This window comes from Calothrix sp. 336/3 (assembly GCF_000734895.2).
GTDB lineage: Bacteria > Cyanobacteriota > Cyanobacteriia > Cyanobacteriales > Nostocaceae > 336-3.
The window spans coordinates 5577248-5594879 of record NZ_CP011382.1 but is presented as its reverse complement, the minus strand read 5'-3'; the positions used below and the strand labels follow the sequence as shown (position 1 = coordinate 5594879).

Here is a 17632-nt window from a genome sequence, read left to right as displayed (position 1 = left end):
TGAGAGACTTACGCAGAAAAGAATATCCCTTCCTATCAGCAACTCAACCTACCAACAGTTTGGATGATGAGTCAAGCAACTGATAACTAGTTAAAGCCAATCCCGATAGGCAGAAATTTCATCGACACTAATTTCAAAAGGTATTCCTTTCCCCAAGGGGGGATGAACACGAATTTTTGCACTACTGGCAAATGGCTCAAGTCTACTACTGAGATGGGTAATATTATTGATGATATGCCAGTAGGTAATGATATCAGGACAGTCAATAATCAATTTCAGACTGTTTGCATCTGTGGTGACATACCAATGACAGGTGGATAGCAACATTTGGGTGATGCGATCGCAATCTTCATAGAAGCATAACCCAGTAGAACGTTCTAACTCCAAACGTAACATCTGATCCAAAGGTGTCACCTCAAGCGGTGGCATATCATCTGGATGCAAAAAGGGTTTATTCATCTTAATTACAAGCCCTTGGCTTCTAAGATAGTTATTAGTTGTTGGCTATTTTTAAACTTTCCCAAAAACCTGCAAATATCCCCGAATTGTTTGATAATAATAACCAGCAACTAACGAGGGTTAAGAAAATTTATTAAGTTACAACCCATTGCAAATCTAACCACATTCTAGGGTCGGAATCTTTAATTGTTGACTTGGGATCGCGTAGTAATCGAGAGGCATTACGGAATACCACTTGAACTAATCCCATATTTTCGGCTACATCTCTGAGTATTTGTTTATGAGCTTGTACATGGGGCATCATTTCTGTAGAGCAATAAATTCCTATGTACCGCAAACGTTTTGGAGGTCGTCCCCAATAGCTGGTAATTACCTTTACATAACAGCCATCTAGCAACTCTCCAATTTTTGGGTAGTATCGACCTACTATCCTTAAATACTCTTTTGCCAAGACATCCTCTGTAATCATGACAAAGACTAATTTCTGTACGGATTATCACATTATTAATATAGCACAATCATTTCATAATTAGATGAGTTGTTATACGAAAATCAAAAATAATTAACATATCTTTTATAGTTTTATATTCATAAAAAAAAGACTATTGATAATCAATAGTCTCTGGAAGTTTTGTTGGTGCTATAGTCTCTTGAAGAAGTATAAAATATTGATATTGCTTACTATTTAGCAAGAAATAATATCAATTACAAATTATCGAGTATTTCTTTCTGATACTAAGATTTCGGCAACTAAGTCTGGTAATTCTCCCAAGTCTGAGTAACCTTCAGAGCCGCGAATTGGGGAAATAAAAGTATAGTCTGGATCGCATTCTCCGGTATCATAGACTTGAACAAACCATCTATCCGGGAATCCTTCTACTGCTAATTCCACAATATACCAGCTTTGCCCAATCAACCGAGAACTCAGAGCAATAAACCATTCTTGATTTTCTTCAGACACATTCCATTCAAGCATCAAGAATTCTAAGGCAATTTTACCTGCATCCGTTGCAGTCAGTAACATTACTACTCCTTCTCGGAAATTCCTTCTGATACTGGCTCAGTTGATATTTGAGAAAGGTCTGGATATAGCCCTAACTGAATAGATAATTCACGAGCTATAAATACTAAAAATCTCGCACCATCTTCATTTCCTTGATGGGCAAAACCTGATGCTACTTGCATCATAGTGTTCACTAAATCACCATCGATTAATTCGACATTTGCCTCTAGAACTTCTGGCTCTTTACCATTAGGACATTGTAGTAAAGAATCAATTAGTTCGTAATATAGATGCTGACGTTCTTCTGTTACAGGCACTTATGTCTCCTTTCCCAAGAGTCTGATTTAATGCGATGAGCGAAATCATTATGCTTTTATATTTTTAGTCGATTTTAAAAAGAAAAACTGCCAAAAAAATCACAAAAGATTATTACCTAGTCTAGGTCTTTTTGCCATGCTCTTTCCAGGATTTCAATCTGACGTTGAAGATTTGTGTTTTGATAGACAATATATTGATTATAAAAACAGATAATTAGCACCAAACAAGGTAAAATGAGTAAAGAAATCCATTTTAGCCAGTGCTTAATTGCATAATTGATATCAAAAATATTTAGAGAAGGATAGTAACTATTATAGGTGGTTGACTTAACATCATATTGGGCAGGATAATATGAATTACTATCCATGAGTGAATATTGATATTTTTCTAAATCTAAATGATAGTCTAAAACTATATTCAACACTGATATGGCAGGAGATATAACTAGTAAAGTCAGTACTATAACTGTGACTAACTGAATTAGCCTATGTCTCATGAATACCTCAATTGGCAGTATGCACCCGATAAAAAAACTGATGGTGAATGCTAAGTCCCTAGTGAGTAGATTATGTTTTGCAGATAATTTAGATAAAGATATTTTCCAGACAAAAGAAGATAGGCTTTTTCTGAAATTAGTAGGAATTATGACATCACTAAACTGAGAAAAACCCAAGCTATTTCCATTGTCTAAAAAATTTACTTTATCAATTACCGATGAAGCGTCAGGTATAAACACCCAATAGTTAAGCCTGATTGTGAGCAACTTTTTCCTGGGGAATAGAGATGTTCATTTATCACAAAATTTCTCCCCATATTGGTAAAAGTATTACAGATTTTTACGGATTTTCTATCTCTACATTTGACTTCTTGTATTGATAATGATGAGGGTTAAGAAGTCCCCCCCTTTGCAGGGGGGGGTAGAGGGGAATCTCTGCGTAAATCCTATAGCTTTTATAGCAGTTGCCTTGAATGGGAAGAGTTTGATGTGGACGAATTAAATTTATTATATTTATTATGTTTGTACTCAAGACTGGAAACTATTGATAGGGAATAATAATTTTTTTTCTAGGGGGTATAGGTACTAGTATTATTGAGGCTAGGGACTGGCTTTTAAGGGCTGAGGTACTGGCAAAGTTGTACTCTTTTTCTTTGAAAGCTTGAAACTTAAAACTCTTGCCTTCCATCGGTTTGACGGTTTAATCAGTTAATTTTTTATTCCATTTAAAATAAAAAATAAGAAAAATTTGCTAAAAAATCATTTCATATCATACAGCACATTAATTTTGGATAATTGAGTTAGCTATCTCCTGCAAGTGGCGAATAGATATCCATGTCTTGTAATTGTTAGAGTGACATTGAATTCGTAGCTTAAGTTCCTGACAAATCCAAAAATGCTGATATCATAAGCCTAAAATAATTGTGACTAAATTCATGTCTGAAATTTCGATGAAATGGACAGGTTTTATGTGTTTGAATATAAATTCACTAACAAAAATTACTTTTTCGGAAGATAAATCATGAAAATAGCCGAGAATATTACTGATTTAATAGGTTTAACTCCCTTAGTGAAGTTAAATAAGATTCCCCAAACTGAGGGATGTGTGGGTAACATTATCGTGAAGTTGGAGAGTCTCAATCCAGCAGCTTCTGTGAAGGATAGAATTGCCCTAAGTATGGTAAAGACAGCAGAGGATGGGGGGTTTATTCAACCAGGAAAAAGCATTTTAGTAGAACCAACATCAGGAAATACTGGTATTGGTTTAGCCATGGTAGCAGCAGCGCGGGGTTATGATTTAATCTTGACAATGCCAGAAACCATGAGTTTAGAACGAAGAGCGATATTGCGAGCTTATGGTGCAAAGTTAGAATTAACACCAGGTGCTGAGGGAATGGGGGGAGCTATTCGCAAAGCTGAGGAAATTGCCGCAAGTCTACCTCACGCATATATGTTGCAGCAATTTCGTAACCCAGCAAACCCGAAAATTCATCGAGAAACAACTGCTGAGGAAATTTGGCAGGATACGGATGGGAAGGTAGATATAGTGGTTGCTGGGGTTGGTACTGGGGGAACGATTACGGGGATTGCAGAGGTATTAAAAAGATATAAGCCGAATTTGCAGGCGATCGCCATCGAACCCAGTAACAGTGCGGTACTATCGGGGGGAAAACCGGGTTCCCACAAAATTCAGGGAATCGGTGCTGGTTTTATTCCAGAGGTATTACAAACAAATTTGATTGATGAGATTATTACCGTTACAGATGCAGAGGCAATCAACTACGGTAGGCGTTTAGCGAGGGAAGAAGGCTTACTATCTGGTATTTCTTCTGGGGCTGCTTTGTATGCCGCGATACAAGTTGCCAAACGCCCAGAGAATGCGGATAAGCTAATTGTGATGATTCAGCCCAGTTTTGGAGAAAGGTATTTGAGTACAGCAATGTTTGCAGATTGTCAAGGATAAAAGCACCTAATGCTCATCTCCGATTCATAGGTAAAATTAGGAGAAATATCGCCAATCATTGATAATGAGTAATTGATACTTCATCATTACTCCATTGAAAATGGAACAGAATTCCCCAACCACTCCCCACCAGGGAATTTTGTGGTTGCAAGTCTTGGGTTTAGCCGGGGTACAGGGTGCAATTACCCTCTCTTGGTTGATTTATAACTTATATTTGCCTCTACTTTTAACTGAGTTTGGTTTTCCCGCAGGTTTAACTGCGAGCATACTGGTATTAGAAAATGCCTTAGCTATAGTTCTGGAACCCTTAATGGGAGGGCTATCGGATAGGGCAAAATATTGGGTAGGTTCTAGTTTTCCTTTTGTTTCTGTTGGGGTAATTCTTTCTTCTGCTTTGTATATTGGCATTCCCGCAGTGACAATTTTGCTTCCAGGTGTGGATGGTATTCGTCTGGTATTACCGATAATTGTAGTTGCTTGGGCGATCGCGATGACAATATTTCGGAGTCCGGCGATCGCGTTGTTAGGAATTTATGCAAATCGCCAAGATTTACCCCTAGCAGGTAGTTTATTAACTCTGATTGCTGGAATTATTGGTGCAATGCGTCCCCTCAGTACGGGTTTGATTCTGGGAATGGGAGCGATGTTTGCTTTTACTATCGGTTCTTTGGTTCTTCTCGGTGCAGCAGCAGTGCTACGTTTTGTCAACCCACCCTCAACAAGAGTTAATCAAGTTATTCCCTTGGTAGTTGATTGGGGGCAATTAATCCCCGGATTATTCGTAATTTTTACTACAGGTACCAGTCTTGCCTTCGCGTCTCGTTTCTTGATGGATGCTTTAAATAAGTTACTGAAAATTCATCTGAATAATAATAGTATTGATGGCTTGATGGTGCTAATTAGTCTAGCTTTAGCCTTTGCAGCAATTCCTGCGGGGATAATCGCCCAAAAAATTGGTAATCGTTTAGCTATGTTAATCGGTATTGGTGTAATTACGGTGATAATGACACTGATGTTATACCTAGGAGCACAAATGCCCATTGTGCTAATTGGTATCTTTGCCTTTAGTTTAATCTCCAATGGGGCAATACCCTTCGCCTTATCCATGATGCCACCACGATGGATAGGTTTAGGCATTGGGATGTATTTTGGTGGTTTCTCCCTAACGTCGAGTATTTTTACCGCAGTTTTTCCCAAACCGCAGACAATAGCCCCAGAATTTAGTATTTGGGCAGGGGCGATCGCCTTTATCATTGCAGGTATCTGTATTGGGATGAGTAGTAGTCTTTCCTCAGAATCTAGTAGTTAAAATGGGGCGATCGCTCCTGAATCCATGTGTCAGCCACAAGCACCCATCCCAGGGGGTATCCTGAAACCAGGCTGAAAATCCAAATTTTCGGTAAAATACAAATACTTATGTATCACTAAAAATTTTTATCCCCAACCCTTCCCATTGGTAAAGGTTAATAATCATGTTTCAAACAGAACCTCCCCTTCCTCCTCAAGAGACTCTGCCCACAATGTATGATTTAAAGAGTGAAGACCCAGAGGAACCAGGTTTGCCTGATGAGTTTCATGATTTCCAACCTCAATTATTACGGGAAACCTTTCAACCACCCGACATCCCCAAAGATGAAACCTTTATTGCCACAGACTTAAACCTGTACTACGATACTCACCATTCCCTGTGGTACAAACGTCCCGATTGGTTTGCTGTCTTAGGTGTCTCCCGTTTGTATGCAGGAAAGGATTTACGATTAAGTTATGTGATGTGGCAGGAAGGAGTTGCTCCCAGTGTGGTAGTAGAATTATTGTCTCCAGGTACGGAAAAGGAAGACTTGGGACAAAGTTTACGGGAAGTCAATCAACCCCCCAGTAAGTGGGAAGTTTACGAAAAGATTTTACGCATACCCTACTATATTAGTATTTGACCGCTATACAGACCAGTTGCGAGTCTGGCAAAATCTTGCTGCTCGCTATCAACCCATGACTGTAGAAGAGAATCGGGTATGGTTGCCAGAATTAGGATTGGGTATTGGTTTATGGCAAGGTATTTACCAGGATGTGGAACGGTTGTGGTTGCGATGGTATGATGCTGATGGCAACTGGATATCAACACCCACCGAAAAAGCAGAGCGTTTAGCTGCCAAATTGCGCGAATTAGGGATTAACCCAGAAGATTTATAACTGCAAAATAATTCTCGGCAAATAATACGAATGTTCTACTATGGGGATGATAACGATGGTATGATAAAGGACTGTTTCACGCTGCCCTAACCTTGGAACTGTGGATATGTCTGACACTCAGCTTGCTAAATCCCTGAATAATGGACATCTTTCTGCAAAGGAGGAAAACACAATTCGGATTCGTGGTGCTAGGCAGCATAATCTGAAGAATATAGATTTAGAATTACCCCGCGATCGCCTGATTGTTTTTACAGGTGTATCCGGTTCTGGTAAATCTTCCCTAGCCTTTGATACCATTTTTGCAGAAGGACAACGACGCTACGTAGAATCCCTCAGCGCCTACGCGCGGCAATTTCTGGGACAATTAGATAAGCCAGATGTCGAAGCAATTGAGGGTTTAAGTCCAGCAATTTCCATTGATCAGAAATCTACCTCCCACAACCCTCGCTCCACCGTGGGGACAGTCACAGAAATCTACGACTATCTTCGGTTACTGTTTGGGAGAGCAGGTGAACCCCATTGTCCCATCTGCGATCGCAATATTGCCCCCCAAACCATCGATGAGATGTGCGATCGCATTCAAGAATTACCAGAGCGTACCCGCTTTCAAATCCTAGCTCCCGTGGTACGAGGGAAAAAAGGAACCCACCGCAAGTTAATATCTAGCTTGGCATCCCAGGGTTTTGTACGGGTACGTATTGATGGAGAAGTGCGGGAACTCGCAGATTCCATCGAACTAGATAAAAATATTACCCATACGATTGAGGTGGTTATTGACCGCCTTATTAAAAAAGATAATATTCAAGAGCGTTTGGTCGATTCTCTCTCTACGTGTTTGAAACAGGCAGGAGGGATAGCAGTAATATCCTATACCTTGCCTGATGCGGAACCAGAAGCCCCAGAACAGGAATTTATCTTCTCGGAAAACTTTGCCTGTCCTGAACATGGGGCAGTTATGGAAGAACTTTCTCCTCGTCTATTTTCCTTCAATTCACCCTACGGTGCTTGTCCCCATTGCCACGGTTTGGGAACCTTAAAAAGATTTGCCGTAGATTTAGTTGTACCCGATACCGAAGCACCTATTTACGCGGCGATCGCTCCCTGGTCAGACAAGGAAAATTCCTACTATCTAGAATTACTATATGCCCTAGGGCAAATGTACGGTTTTGAGTTACAAACACCCTGGCATAAACTCACCCCCGAACAAAAAAATATTATTCTCAATGGGGAAGAGGAAACCGCAGACAAGCAAAATCGCAAACAAATTTTTCGCGGAGTTCTCCCCATCCTCCAAAGACAATACGATGGAGGAACAGAGTTAATTAAACAGAAACTAGAACAATATTTAGTCGATCAACCCTGTCCCGTCTGCGGTGGTAAACGCTTGAAACCAGAAGCCCTAGCAGTCAAACTAGGACAATACAATATCTTAGACGTAGTTAGTGTCTCCATTCGCGACTGTCGGCGACGGGTTGACGAGTTACAGTTAACACCTCGACAAACGCAAATTGCCGATTTAGTTCTGCGGGAAATTCGGGCAAGGTTACAGTTTTTACTCGATGTCGGCTTAGACTACCTCACCCTCGATCGCCCTGCCATGACCCTCTCCGGAGGAGAAGCCCAGCGTATCCGGCTGGCAACTCAAATCGGTTCGGGCTTAACAGGTGTCCTATATGTTCTAGATGAACCCAGTATCGGCTTACACCAACGAGACAACGGGAAACTCTTAACTACTCTCACCAAGCTCCGAGATTTAGGTAATACTCTCATCGTTGTTGAACATGACGAAGAAACCATCCGTGCAGCGGACTATGTAGTCGATATTGGTCCCGGTGCGGGGATTCATGGTGGTCATATTATTGCCCAGGGGGACTTGCAAGCTTTACTAAATGCGGAAGCATCCCTAACTGGTGCTTACCTTGCGGGACGTAGGGTGATTCAAACACCCCCAACTCGCAGGGAAGGCAATGGTATTAGTTTAATTATCAAAAATGCCCATCGGAACAACCTCAGAAACGTCAGTGTTGATATTCCCCTAGGAAAACTCGTCACTGTCACCGGGGTTTCGGGTTCTGGCAAATCTACCCTAGTTAACGAATTACTCTACCCTGCACTCCAGCACCACCTCACAAAAAAAGTCCCCTTTCCCAAAGAAATCGATGGGATACAGGGACTAAATGCCATTGATAAAGCTATCGTAATCGACCAATCCCCCATTGGTCGAACCCCCCGTTCCAACCCCGCAACTTACACAGGTGTCTTTGATGTGATTCGAGATGTGTTTTCCCAGACGGTAGAAGCCAAAGCACGGGGATATAAACCCGGACAATTTTCCTTCAATGTCAAAGGTGGACGCTGTGAAGCTTGCGGGGGACAGGGTGTGAATGTGATTGAAATGAATTTCTTACCCGACGTTTACGTGCAATGTGAAGTCTGTAAGGGTGCAAGATACAACCGCGAAACATTACAGGTTAAGTACAAGGATAAATCTATTGCCGATGTGTTAAATATGACTGCGGAAGAGGCGATGGGATTCTTTGAAAATATTCCCAAAGCTTTCAATAAATTACAAACCTTGGTAGACGTTGGTTTGGGTTACGTGCGACTCGGACAACCTGCCACTACCCTCTCTGGAGGTGAAGCACAACGGGTAAAATTAGCAACAGAACTATCCCGACGGGCAACAGGAAAAACCCTCTATCTTATCGATGAACCCACCACCGGATTATCCTTTTATGATGTTCATAAACTCTTAGATGTGATTCAACGATTAGTTGATAAGGGGAATTCTGTTTTGGTAATTGAGCATAACTTAGATGTGATTCGCTGCGCTGATTGGGTGATAGATTTAGGTCCCGAAGGTGGTGATCAAGGTGGGGAAATTATCGCCGTGGGAACACCGGAAGATGTGGCAAAAAATCCTCGCTCTCACACCGGAAAGTACCTTCAGCAAGTTTTGCAGCAGTATGCGGTAGGTAAATAATAATCAACGAAAAGATAGGTACAAAAAGTCGGTGATTGTGGGGAGATTTGCGATCGCACTAGCGGAACGAAGTTCTATCGCGTTAGCGGAATAAATTTCTATTGCCCACTAAACAGTTAGTTAGAAACAATCACTTTTCCCTATGTGTTTTTTTCCACCCCAAACTAGTCGGTTGCTGATATACTCGCCGCAAAGTATTAACATCCCTGGGAGAAATTTGGGGCGGATTAGTAACTTGGGAAAAGTATAAAACATCACTGTTTACTGGACTATGACCCCAAATACCGAGAGCGTGTCCTAATTCGTGACGGATAGCGGCAGTTAGATATTTACCTGTTTGACTAGGACTAATAAGAATCTGAAAGCGGTGGTATAAAATATTTGATTTTTGATAAAACTTATAAGTCGTTTGAGCGGAACGTGCCCTCGGTATTTTGCTACCAGGTATGATTTGTAATGGTGGTGTTTGGCGGAGAATCTGAATATCTGCTTCTGTGGGTTGTGTGACTATTGTTAGTGGTAAATATGCGCTCCACTCCTGGACAACTTGAGTCACAGATTTTACCCAATTATCTAACTGGGTTGGAGGAATATTTTTGGGTGCTTGGAGATATATCTTGACTGGAAATTCTGACCAGACTAAATAGCCAACTTCAGTGGGTGTGATTTGGTCAAAATAGTCGCCGCTATTGCTGTTATCTTGCCATTTTACCAGGGTTGGGGGTAAGGGATGGGGTTTGGGGTTAGAAAAGGCAAAGGACTCGACGTTAAGCAAAATAACGCCCAGTCCCGTAAGAATAATTAGAATCAAAAAATAGAAGTAACGCTGTAGAGGATTAAAGGGAAAAGCCTTGATTTTCATTGCTTTGATTGATAACCCTTGCTTCTACTGAGACTCCTATATTGCTTACTTCGGTAGCCAACCTGCGCTTAAAACAACACTTAAACTCAGGAAAATTACGGCTAATATCCAAGTTACGCGGTTGAGGGTATTTTCGGCGCTTTTGGTGCTGCTGAATAACTGTGCTTGTCCACCGATCGCCCCAATCCCGTCACCTTTAGGACTATGAAGTAAGACAAGTACAATTAACCCAAGGGCGGATATTGCCCAAATAGCTTCCACAATTTTAGTAACAGTCATGGTGGCAAAATAAATGGATAACGACAGAGAGGAAAATTAGGTATAGGGTGAAAAAAGATAGGATGATTTCTATGTCACCTGTAATCTTTCTATTAACCCTTTGCTTGACTTCCGCAAGAAGTCTATTATATTCCTACCCTAGCAGGAGTGCGATTTAATTGCACTTCATACTCGGAAGATTGCAGGAGCGATCGCCCAGTCATTTCCACTGGTTGGGGTAATTGTAAGATATCTAAAATCGTGGGAGCAATATCAGCTAATTTCCCATCACTGCGGAGGGTGACATCATTACCGTGTCCGGGAATTTTTGCCCCTTCTCCTTCTACTAAAATTAAGGGAACTGGGTTAGTTGTGTGAGCAGTCCAAGAATGACCTTCACCGTCAAGCATATGTTCGGCGTTGCCATGGTCAGCAGTAATCAAAACTGTACCACCAACGGCGTTAATGGCTGGAACCAATTTCCCTAAGCATTGATCCACTGTTTCAATTGCTTGGATTGTGGCTGGCATTTGACCAGTATGCCCTACCATATCTGGATTGGCATAGTTGATCACCACTAGGGAATATATACGTTTTTCCACGGCAGCGATCGCTATTTTGGTTACCGCTTCCGCAGACATTGCTGGAGCTTTGTCATAGGTGGCAACATTGGGACTACTGACTAATTCTCGGTCTTCTCCGGGTAAGGGTTCTTCGAGTCCACCGTTGAAGAAATAGGTGACATGGGCATATTTTTCAGTTTCCGCAGTTCGGAACTGTTTTAAGCCATGGTTCGCAATGACTTCACCAAGAATGTTGGTCAGATTTTGTGGTTCAAAGGCAACTGACACAGGTAATTCTGGGTCATATTGGGTAAATGTGACGAAAGCAAGAGGAGCGATATGTTGCCTCTCGAATCCGTCGAAATCTGAACTCACAAAAGCTTGAGTCAGCTGTCTAGCGCGATCGGGACGAAAATTGAAAAATATGACCCCATCCCCTGCACTAATTGCACCTGGGGTAAGTCGGGTGGGAATGATGAACTCATCGGTTACACCTTCAGCATAGGATGCTTGGAGAACATCGATGGCAGAGCGTCCATCACCTACACCATCCAAGGTCATGATGTCATAGGCTTTTTGCACACGATCCCAGCGTGTATCCCGATCCATCGCGTAATATCGACCGCTAATGGTGGCAATTCTACCCACTCCGATACGGTCAATATAATTTTGAATCAGGGCGATCGCCTTGACTCCTTCGGTAGGAGTTGTATCGCGTCCGTCGGTGATTGCATGAATGCAGATATCAGTAATACCTTGGGTCTTGGCTAAGTCCAGTAAGCCGAATAAATGGCTGATATGGGAATGAACACCACCATCAGAACAAAGTCCGACAATATGCAGTTTCCCGTTGCGACTTCGCACTTCTTGACAAATTTTCACCAGCGCTGGGTTGCTGTTGAGGGAACCATCTTCCACTGCGTCGGAGATGCGAACCAACTCTTGAGGTACAACCCGTCCAGCACCGATGTTCAAGTGACCGACTTCTGAATTGCCCATTTGACCTTCTGGCAATCCTACGGCTTTTCCTGATGTGCGGATGAGGGTGTGCGGATAAGCTGACCACAAACTGTCCATAATTGGCGTTTTGGCAGCAGCAATGGCGTTTCCTTGTGTCTCCTCGCAGTAGCCCCATCCGTCTAAAATGACTAGCACCACGGGAGCAACAGGTGCTTTGGTCATAATATAAATGCCCTTTACTTTTTGTAATACCCGAATGATACCACTGCTGCCGGAAGTCGCAAGTAGATTTCTGCCTATTAACCTATTTTCTTAAAATTTCAGTGATTTTTAAGAATTTTTTTAAACTCTAGGCATTTTTGTCGCAGTTTTATGATATGTACCCCCAAAGGGGGATTACAAAGCTAGGGATGATGGAGATAGATTTATCTCGGTACTCCTAGCTTTAGATTTACTTCTTTTTCCCGCCAGCTTTTGCTGTTTTTGCGGATTTTTTCGCGGCTTTTTCGGCGGCGATCGCGGCTTCTTTGGCGGCTTGTTTTTCTTCGTCTATCTTGCTGAGATAGTAGTGGTAATCACCTAGATAGACTCGGAATTCACCATCACGGATTTCGACAATTTTATTTGCAACCTGGGAAATAAAATATCTGTCGTGGGAGACTATTATCACACTCCCGTCATAGTTTTGCAATGATTCTTCCAACATTTCCTTGGCGGGAATATCTAGATGGTTTGTTGGTTCATCGAGGATAAGTAAATTTGCTGGACAGAGGAGCATTTTCGCCAAAGCCAGACGAGCTTTTTCTCCACCACTTAAAGCGGCAACCTTTTTAAATACGGTTTCACCACTGAATAAAAACTGTCCTAGGAGGGTACGAACTTCTTCATTTTTCCAGTCAGGAACTTCATTATGAATAGTTTCCATGACTGTTTTTTCTAAGTCTAAAGCTTCGGCTTGGTTCTGTTCAAAATAACCAGGAATAACGTTATGCTCACCTAGTTCGACCTTTCCTTCCGTAGCCGATTCTAAACCCATGATAATCCGTAAAAGGGTCGATTTACCCGCACCATTAGGAGCGAGGAAAGCAATTCTATCACCCCTTTCAATGAGCAAATTCGCTCCCAAAAAGAGAATTTTATCATCATAGGAATGGGTCAAATCTTTAATTTTCACAACTTCCCGTCCGCTACGAGGTGCCGGGGGAAAGCGGAATTGCAGGGTGCGGACTCTGGCAGTTGGGGCTTCAATGCGCTCAACTTTTTCTAATTGTTTTTCTCGGCTCTTGGCTTGGGTACTGCGGGTAGCACTAGCTCGGAATTTGTCAACAAATGCTTGTTGCTTTTCAATGTCCTTTTGTTGTCGTTCGTAAGCTGCTACCTGGGCAGATTGATTTTCAGCTTTTTGTAGTAAATAGGCAGAATAGTTGCCTAAATAGGTTGTGGAAACACCTCTTTCTGTTTCGACAATTTGGGTACAAAGTCTATCGAGAAATTCTCGGTCATGGGAAACTATCACCATGGGTGTATTTAAGCCCCGGAGATAATTTTCTAACCATTCAATAGTTTCTAAATCTAAATGGTTTGTCGGTTCATCTAATAGTAATAAATCTGGTTTTTGCAGAAGGATTTTACCTAAACCCATGCGCATTTGCCAACCGCCACTAAATGCACTAACTAGGCGATCGCCGTCTTCCTGCTCAAACCCCATTTCCGGTAAAATCTTACCGATTCTCGCCTCTAACCCATAACCATCTAAACCTTCAAATTGACGCTGTAGTCGATCCAGTTTGTGGATCAGCTCGTCTAATTCCTCCGGAGTCGCTGTTGCCATCTCCCTTTCTACTTCCAACAAACCCATCTGTACTTGGTTTGCTTCCTTGAAGACTGTCCAAAACTCTTCCCTAACTGTGCGGGTGGGATCAACTTCAAATTCCTGATTCAAGTAAGCTATATTCAAGCTTGACGGACGGATAATCTCCCCAGAGGTTGGTTCCACCTCACCAGCAATAATTTTCAGCTGCGTCGATTTACCCGCACCATTGACACCTACTAAACCAATGCGATCGCCACTTTTGACTTCCCAGTTCACATCCTTGAGAACTTCACCTGTGGGATAAATTTTACTGATATGTTCCAATCGCAGCATCTGGCTTCTCCAAAGTAGGCTTGGTTAGGGGATATATATTGAATCCAATCTTAACAAAATTTAACTCCATAATTTGCAAAATGGGAAAAAGGGTGAAGGAAAAAAGAATTTGGTATATTTACTTTCTCGCCCATGCAAAAAGCGGAAAATCAAGGAAATCTATATTTCAGGATGAGTAAACGGACTCAGAGACTTGCAAAATAAAAAAGAACCAATCACTGTGTAAGCAGGGGAACAGGGGGAATCAGAAAAATCAAATCTGAATAAATTGGAAAATTTCTTTTCTGGAAGTCCCAAAAGTGAGAAAGTCGTCATTAATCCCCTGCCTAGAGAAAAGTTGGAATCAGTACAAAAATTCAGATATTCAGTATATTTAGTCAAAAAAAATACTCGCAATTTGGTGTTGACGGAATCATGAGCAGCAAATAGGGATTAATTGTAGGGATAATTTCTTTCCAGAGATGGAAATATTCACGATGGTGCGTGATTTGCCACACAAAAAGGTACATCATTATTTCCGGTTGCTTGTATTCTTTGTAATTGCAGATTTTGTCAGATACAAACTTAGTCAAAAACTAGATAAACCCTTCCCCTGTCCGGTAAAATCGGTCATAATTCTTTGCGTTTACGGCTCGTCGGAGCCTGACGATCCATGCTATTGTTATAGCGTTGAGGATTATTTTCGGTTGCGTGACTTGTTTTTCATGGATGCTTCTCCGAATCTAAGTCTCTACACCGTCTGATTCAGGAGATGTTATTATATGTCGATTTACGTTGGTAATTTATCCTACGATGTTAGTGAAGAAGACCTCAAACAAGTTTTTGAAGAATATGGAGTGGTGAAGCGAGTTCAGTTACCCATAGACCGAGAAACTGGGAAAAAAAGAGGTTTCGCTTTTGTAGAAATGGAAACAGACGCAGAAGAAACAGCTGCCATTGAAGCCCTTGATGGAGCAGAATGGTTAGGTCGGAGTTTGCGGGTGAATAAAGCTAAACCGAAAACTGATAGTGGTCCTGGTGGTGGTAGACGTGGGAATAATAGTGGTGGCGGTGGCTACTCTCGGCGCTACTAAAAACTTTAAAATCTTGAACTTTGAGCAAGTCAATAGATGGACAGGTAAGAATCTGCCCTTATTTTTGTATGGGGATATTCTAAAAGGCAGCTATCAATAATTAAGCACATCTTCTCCTGATTCCCATTTGGAGAGATTCTACTTAGAGGCGAGAATCATCTCGTCTCTAATTTTAGTTTTGCAATTTCAAGATAAATTGGCGATCGCGCGATTTAACAACTGAGAAAATATTTCTTGTTCCGTATCAGAAATACCAGCCATTGCTTCTTGCCGAACTGCGTCACAAATCGGCGGTAAGATGGTTTCCAGGTCTTTACCTGCTGGGGTTAACCAAATTCTCCAGACTCGGCGATCGCGGGTATCTCGCTCCCGACGAATTAATCCCCTCTCCTCCATCCGATCCAACACACCCGTCAAAGTTCCTCCCACCTGTTGTAATTTATCACCAATACTAGAAGTCGGTAAACCATCTTCCTGCCATAAACAACAGAGTACCAACCAATGGAAAGGTGTTAAACCAAAGGGTTCTAAACGCTCCGTAAAGCGACGTGTGAGCAGCTGTGACAGCAGTTTTACCCGATAACCGATGTTATGGGGAGCAAGGGTTTGCTGCCAAGATTGGAATTCTATACTGTCAGATGTTGAAACCATTCACAAAATACTTAGGGCACGTACTTTGATGTTAGCAGTAAACATCTGAGGTGTTGCAAAATCATGAAATAAAATCAACAAAAGAGTTGTGAGATAAACGTATTTACCCCAGGAAGAGGTATTATAAGCTAAGCATTAATACTTAGATGCGAAGTCGCAATTATTGCAAAAATAACGGCGATCGCAATGACTCATAGAACAATTACCTTCCCTAGGAATTAACCCTGATGAAATTAACTTTCCCTAGGTAGGAAGAGTTTGCATTTCTGCTAATAACTGATAAAACGGTTGCCAATTGTCATCCCCAGCAATGGGTTCCCAAAGATTTTCAATTATAGGTCGAGTGATGATTGTACAGGGATTATATTGTTTTAACCTGACAGCCATCGTCGAAAATTCTTCCGGAGCAATATTCGTGAGAATTTGATGATAGATTCCTGACCAATTTAAGAATAATTCACTTTGTCCCAAGGATTGACCAATTTCCCCATCTGCCAAAATTAAACTTGCACCATCTCGCCATTTCTCAGAAAAATGAGTCGCTATTTCCGCAAAGAAATCATGATAACTTATCGGATAATGCTTGAGTAATTCAATGGTTGCCTTCAGTAGTGGCTCACTGATTTCACTATCTAATTCCACAAACCCGAGTTTAAGTAACATTAAACGTCGATATTCTTGGGCATAGAAATTTTCAAATTTGGATAGGGAAACTTCCATCTCATCCTGGGCAATTACCGCTTTTAATGGTTCTTGCAATAGCTGTAAATTCAGTTTACAAATACCCGGCTGATGGCTGTAAGAATAACGTCCATAGTAATCAAAATAAGCGGCAGTAAAATTCGGGTCATACTTGGGAATAAAAGCGTAGGGACCATAATCAAAACTTTCCCCAGTAATTGACATATTATCAGTATTTAATACTGCATGGCAAAAACCAACCGCCATCCATTGCCCCACTAACTCTGCTACTCTTTGCACTAACTCCCCATAGAACAAAGCATATTTATCAGCTTCATTCACTAAATGATGATAATACTGCTCAATTACATGGTCTAATAGTTTTTTAATTAAATCTGGGCGACGCAAATAGTGCAGACGTTCAAAGGTTCCGAAGCGAATATGAGATTTATTCATTCGCACCATCACAGAAGAACGTGTGGGTGAAGGTTCATCACCTCGCCACAAAGATAACCCCGTCTCAATCATACTTAAACAGCGAGAAGTGCGGACACCCAGACGCTGCAACATCTCAGCTGCTAATACTTCCCTAACTCCACCCTTGAGGGTTAACATTCCATCTCCACCCCGTGAATAGGGTGTTTTTCCTGAACCCTTTGTCCCAAAATCATAGAGTTCCCCATCGGTACCCCTCACCTGTCCATAGAGAAACCCCCGACCATCTCCTAATTGGGGATTATATTCTCCAAATTGATAACCATGGTAACGCATTGCCAGTAAGGGTTTACGTCCCTCAAATTTGCCAAATGCGGTGATAAAATCTGCATCTTGGACATTTTTGGGGTCTAGTCCCAAACGGGGTAAGATAGCGTCATTGCGCCAGCGTAGAATATGGTGGGGAAACTCTGCGGCGCTAACTTCATCATAGTAATCATCCCCTAGGGATTCTAAAGCAGGTTCGTAGTTGAGATGTAGGAAGGGATTGAGAGCTGGGGTGAGATTGGGGTTTGCAGTCAGAGTCATTACGAG

The 17632-nt window shown here is 41.7% G+C and carries 15 protein-coding genes and 1 pseudogene; 5 read left to right on the top strand and 11 right to left on the bottom strand.

The features are described 5' to 3' along the window. Positions 1–90: 90 nt before the first annotated feature. The 5 genes from IJ00_RS23310 to IJ00_RS28515 form a co-directional block, all read right to left on the bottom strand. Positions 91–459, bottom strand: coding sequence for a hypothetical protein (locus IJ00_RS23310; RefSeq protein WP_035157254.1), 369 nt, complete (start codon positions 457–459; stop codon positions 91–93). A gap of 133 nt (positions 460–592) precedes the next feature. Then, positions 593–928: a hypothetical protein gene (locus tag IJ00_RS23305; protein ID WP_035157253.1), complete on the bottom strand. Its 336-nt coding sequence runs from the start codon at positions 926–928 to the stop codon at positions 593–595. Between the two features lie 243 nt (positions 929–1171). Then, positions 1172–1483, bottom strand: coding sequence for a hypothetical protein (locus tag IJ00_RS23300; protein WP_035157251.1), 312 nt, complete (start codon positions 1481–1483; stop codon positions 1172–1174). Positions 1484–1485: 2 nt separating this feature from the next. Continuing rightward, complete coding sequence (locus IJ00_RS23295; RefSeq protein ID WP_035157249.1) at positions 1486–1779, bottom strand: hypothetical protein; 294 nt, start codon at positions 1777–1779, stop codon at positions 1486–1488. 116 nt (positions 1780–1895) lie between these two features. Then, positions 1896–2276 (bottom strand): hypothetical protein, encoded by a 381-nt coding sequence (locus IJ00_RS28515; RefSeq protein ID WP_144416075.1) that lies wholly within the window; start codon positions 2274–2276, stop codon positions 1896–1898. Positions 2277–3297: 1021 nt separating this feature from the next. On the opposite strand from IJ00_RS28515, the gene cysK reads away from it, so the two are divergent. The 4 genes and pseudogenes from cysK to uvrA all read left to right on the top strand — a co-directional run bounded on the left by cysK (position 3298) and on the right by uvrA (position 9409). Next, the gene (cysK, locus tag IJ00_RS23285) at positions 3298–4239 is read left to right on the top strand and encodes a cysteine synthase A (protein WP_035157247.1); all 942 of its coding nucleotides are present in this window, start codon (positions 3298–3300) and stop codon (positions 4237–4239) included. Positions 4240–4339: 100 nt separating this feature from the next. After that, positions 4340–5548: an MFS transporter gene (locus IJ00_RS23280; protein WP_035157246.1), complete on the top strand. Its 1209-nt coding sequence runs from the start codon at positions 4340–4342 to the stop codon at positions 5546–5548. Between the two features lie 163 nt (positions 5549–5711). Then, positions 5712–6426, top strand: a pseudogene (locus IJ00_RS27930) (Uma2 family endonuclease). A gap of 106 nt (positions 6427–6532) precedes the next feature. After that, positions 6533–9409 (top strand): excinuclease ABC subunit UvrA, encoded by a 2877-nt coding sequence (gene uvrA / locus IJ00_RS23265; protein WP_035157242.1) that lies wholly within the window; start codon positions 6533–6535, stop codon positions 9407–9409. Between the two features lie 130 nt (positions 9410–9539). On the opposite strand, the gene IJ00_RS23260 is transcribed toward uvrA, so the two are convergent. The 4 genes from IJ00_RS23260 to IJ00_RS23245 all read right to left on the bottom strand — a co-directional run bounded on the left by IJ00_RS23260 (position 9540) and on the right by IJ00_RS23245 (position 14198). After that, a complete protein-coding gene (locus tag IJ00_RS23260) occupies positions 9540–10271 on the bottom strand; it encodes a peptidase (protein WP_046814902.1) in 732 nt (243 codons plus the stop codon). A 45-nt stretch (positions 10272–10316) separates the two neighbouring features. Further along, entirely contained in the window at positions 10317–10550 is a 234-nt protein-coding gene (gene secG, locus IJ00_RS23255) for a preprotein translocase subunit SecG (RefSeq protein WP_035157239.1), read from the bottom strand. A 125-nt stretch (positions 10551–10675) separates the two neighbouring features. After that, positions 10676–12274: a 2,3-bisphosphoglycerate-independent phosphoglycerate mutase gene (gene gpmI / locus IJ00_RS23250; RefSeq protein WP_035157237.1), complete on the bottom strand. Its 1599-nt coding sequence runs from the start codon at positions 12272–12274 to the stop codon at positions 10676–10678. Between the two features lie 229 nt (positions 12275–12503). Further along, positions 12504–14198 carry an ABC-F family ATP-binding cassette domain-containing protein gene (locus tag IJ00_RS23245; RefSeq protein ID WP_035157235.1) on the bottom strand — a complete coding sequence of 565 codons (1695 nt, stop codon included), beginning with the start codon at positions 14196–14198 and terminating at the stop codon, positions 12504–12506. A gap of 761 nt (positions 14199–14959) precedes the next feature. On the opposite strand from IJ00_RS23245, the gene IJ00_RS23240 reads away from it, so the two are divergent. Next, the gene (locus IJ00_RS23240) at positions 14960–15271 is read left to right on the top strand and encodes an RNA-binding protein (RefSeq protein WP_035157233.1); all 312 of its coding nucleotides are present in this window, start codon (positions 14960–14962) and stop codon (positions 15269–15271) included. Between the two features lie 186 nt (positions 15272–15457). On the opposite strand, the gene IJ00_RS23235 is transcribed toward IJ00_RS23240, so the two are convergent. Beyond that, complete coding sequence (locus IJ00_RS23235; RefSeq protein WP_035157230.1) at positions 15458–15922, bottom strand: MarR family winged helix-turn-helix transcriptional regulator; 465 nt, start codon at positions 15920–15922, stop codon at positions 15458–15460. Between the two features lie 243 nt (positions 15923–16165). Further along, entirely contained in the window at positions 16166–17626 is a 1461-nt protein-coding gene (locus tag IJ00_RS23230) for a YdiU family protein (RefSeq protein ID WP_035157225.1), read from the bottom strand. Between the last annotated feature and the right edge of the window lie 6 nt (positions 17627–17632).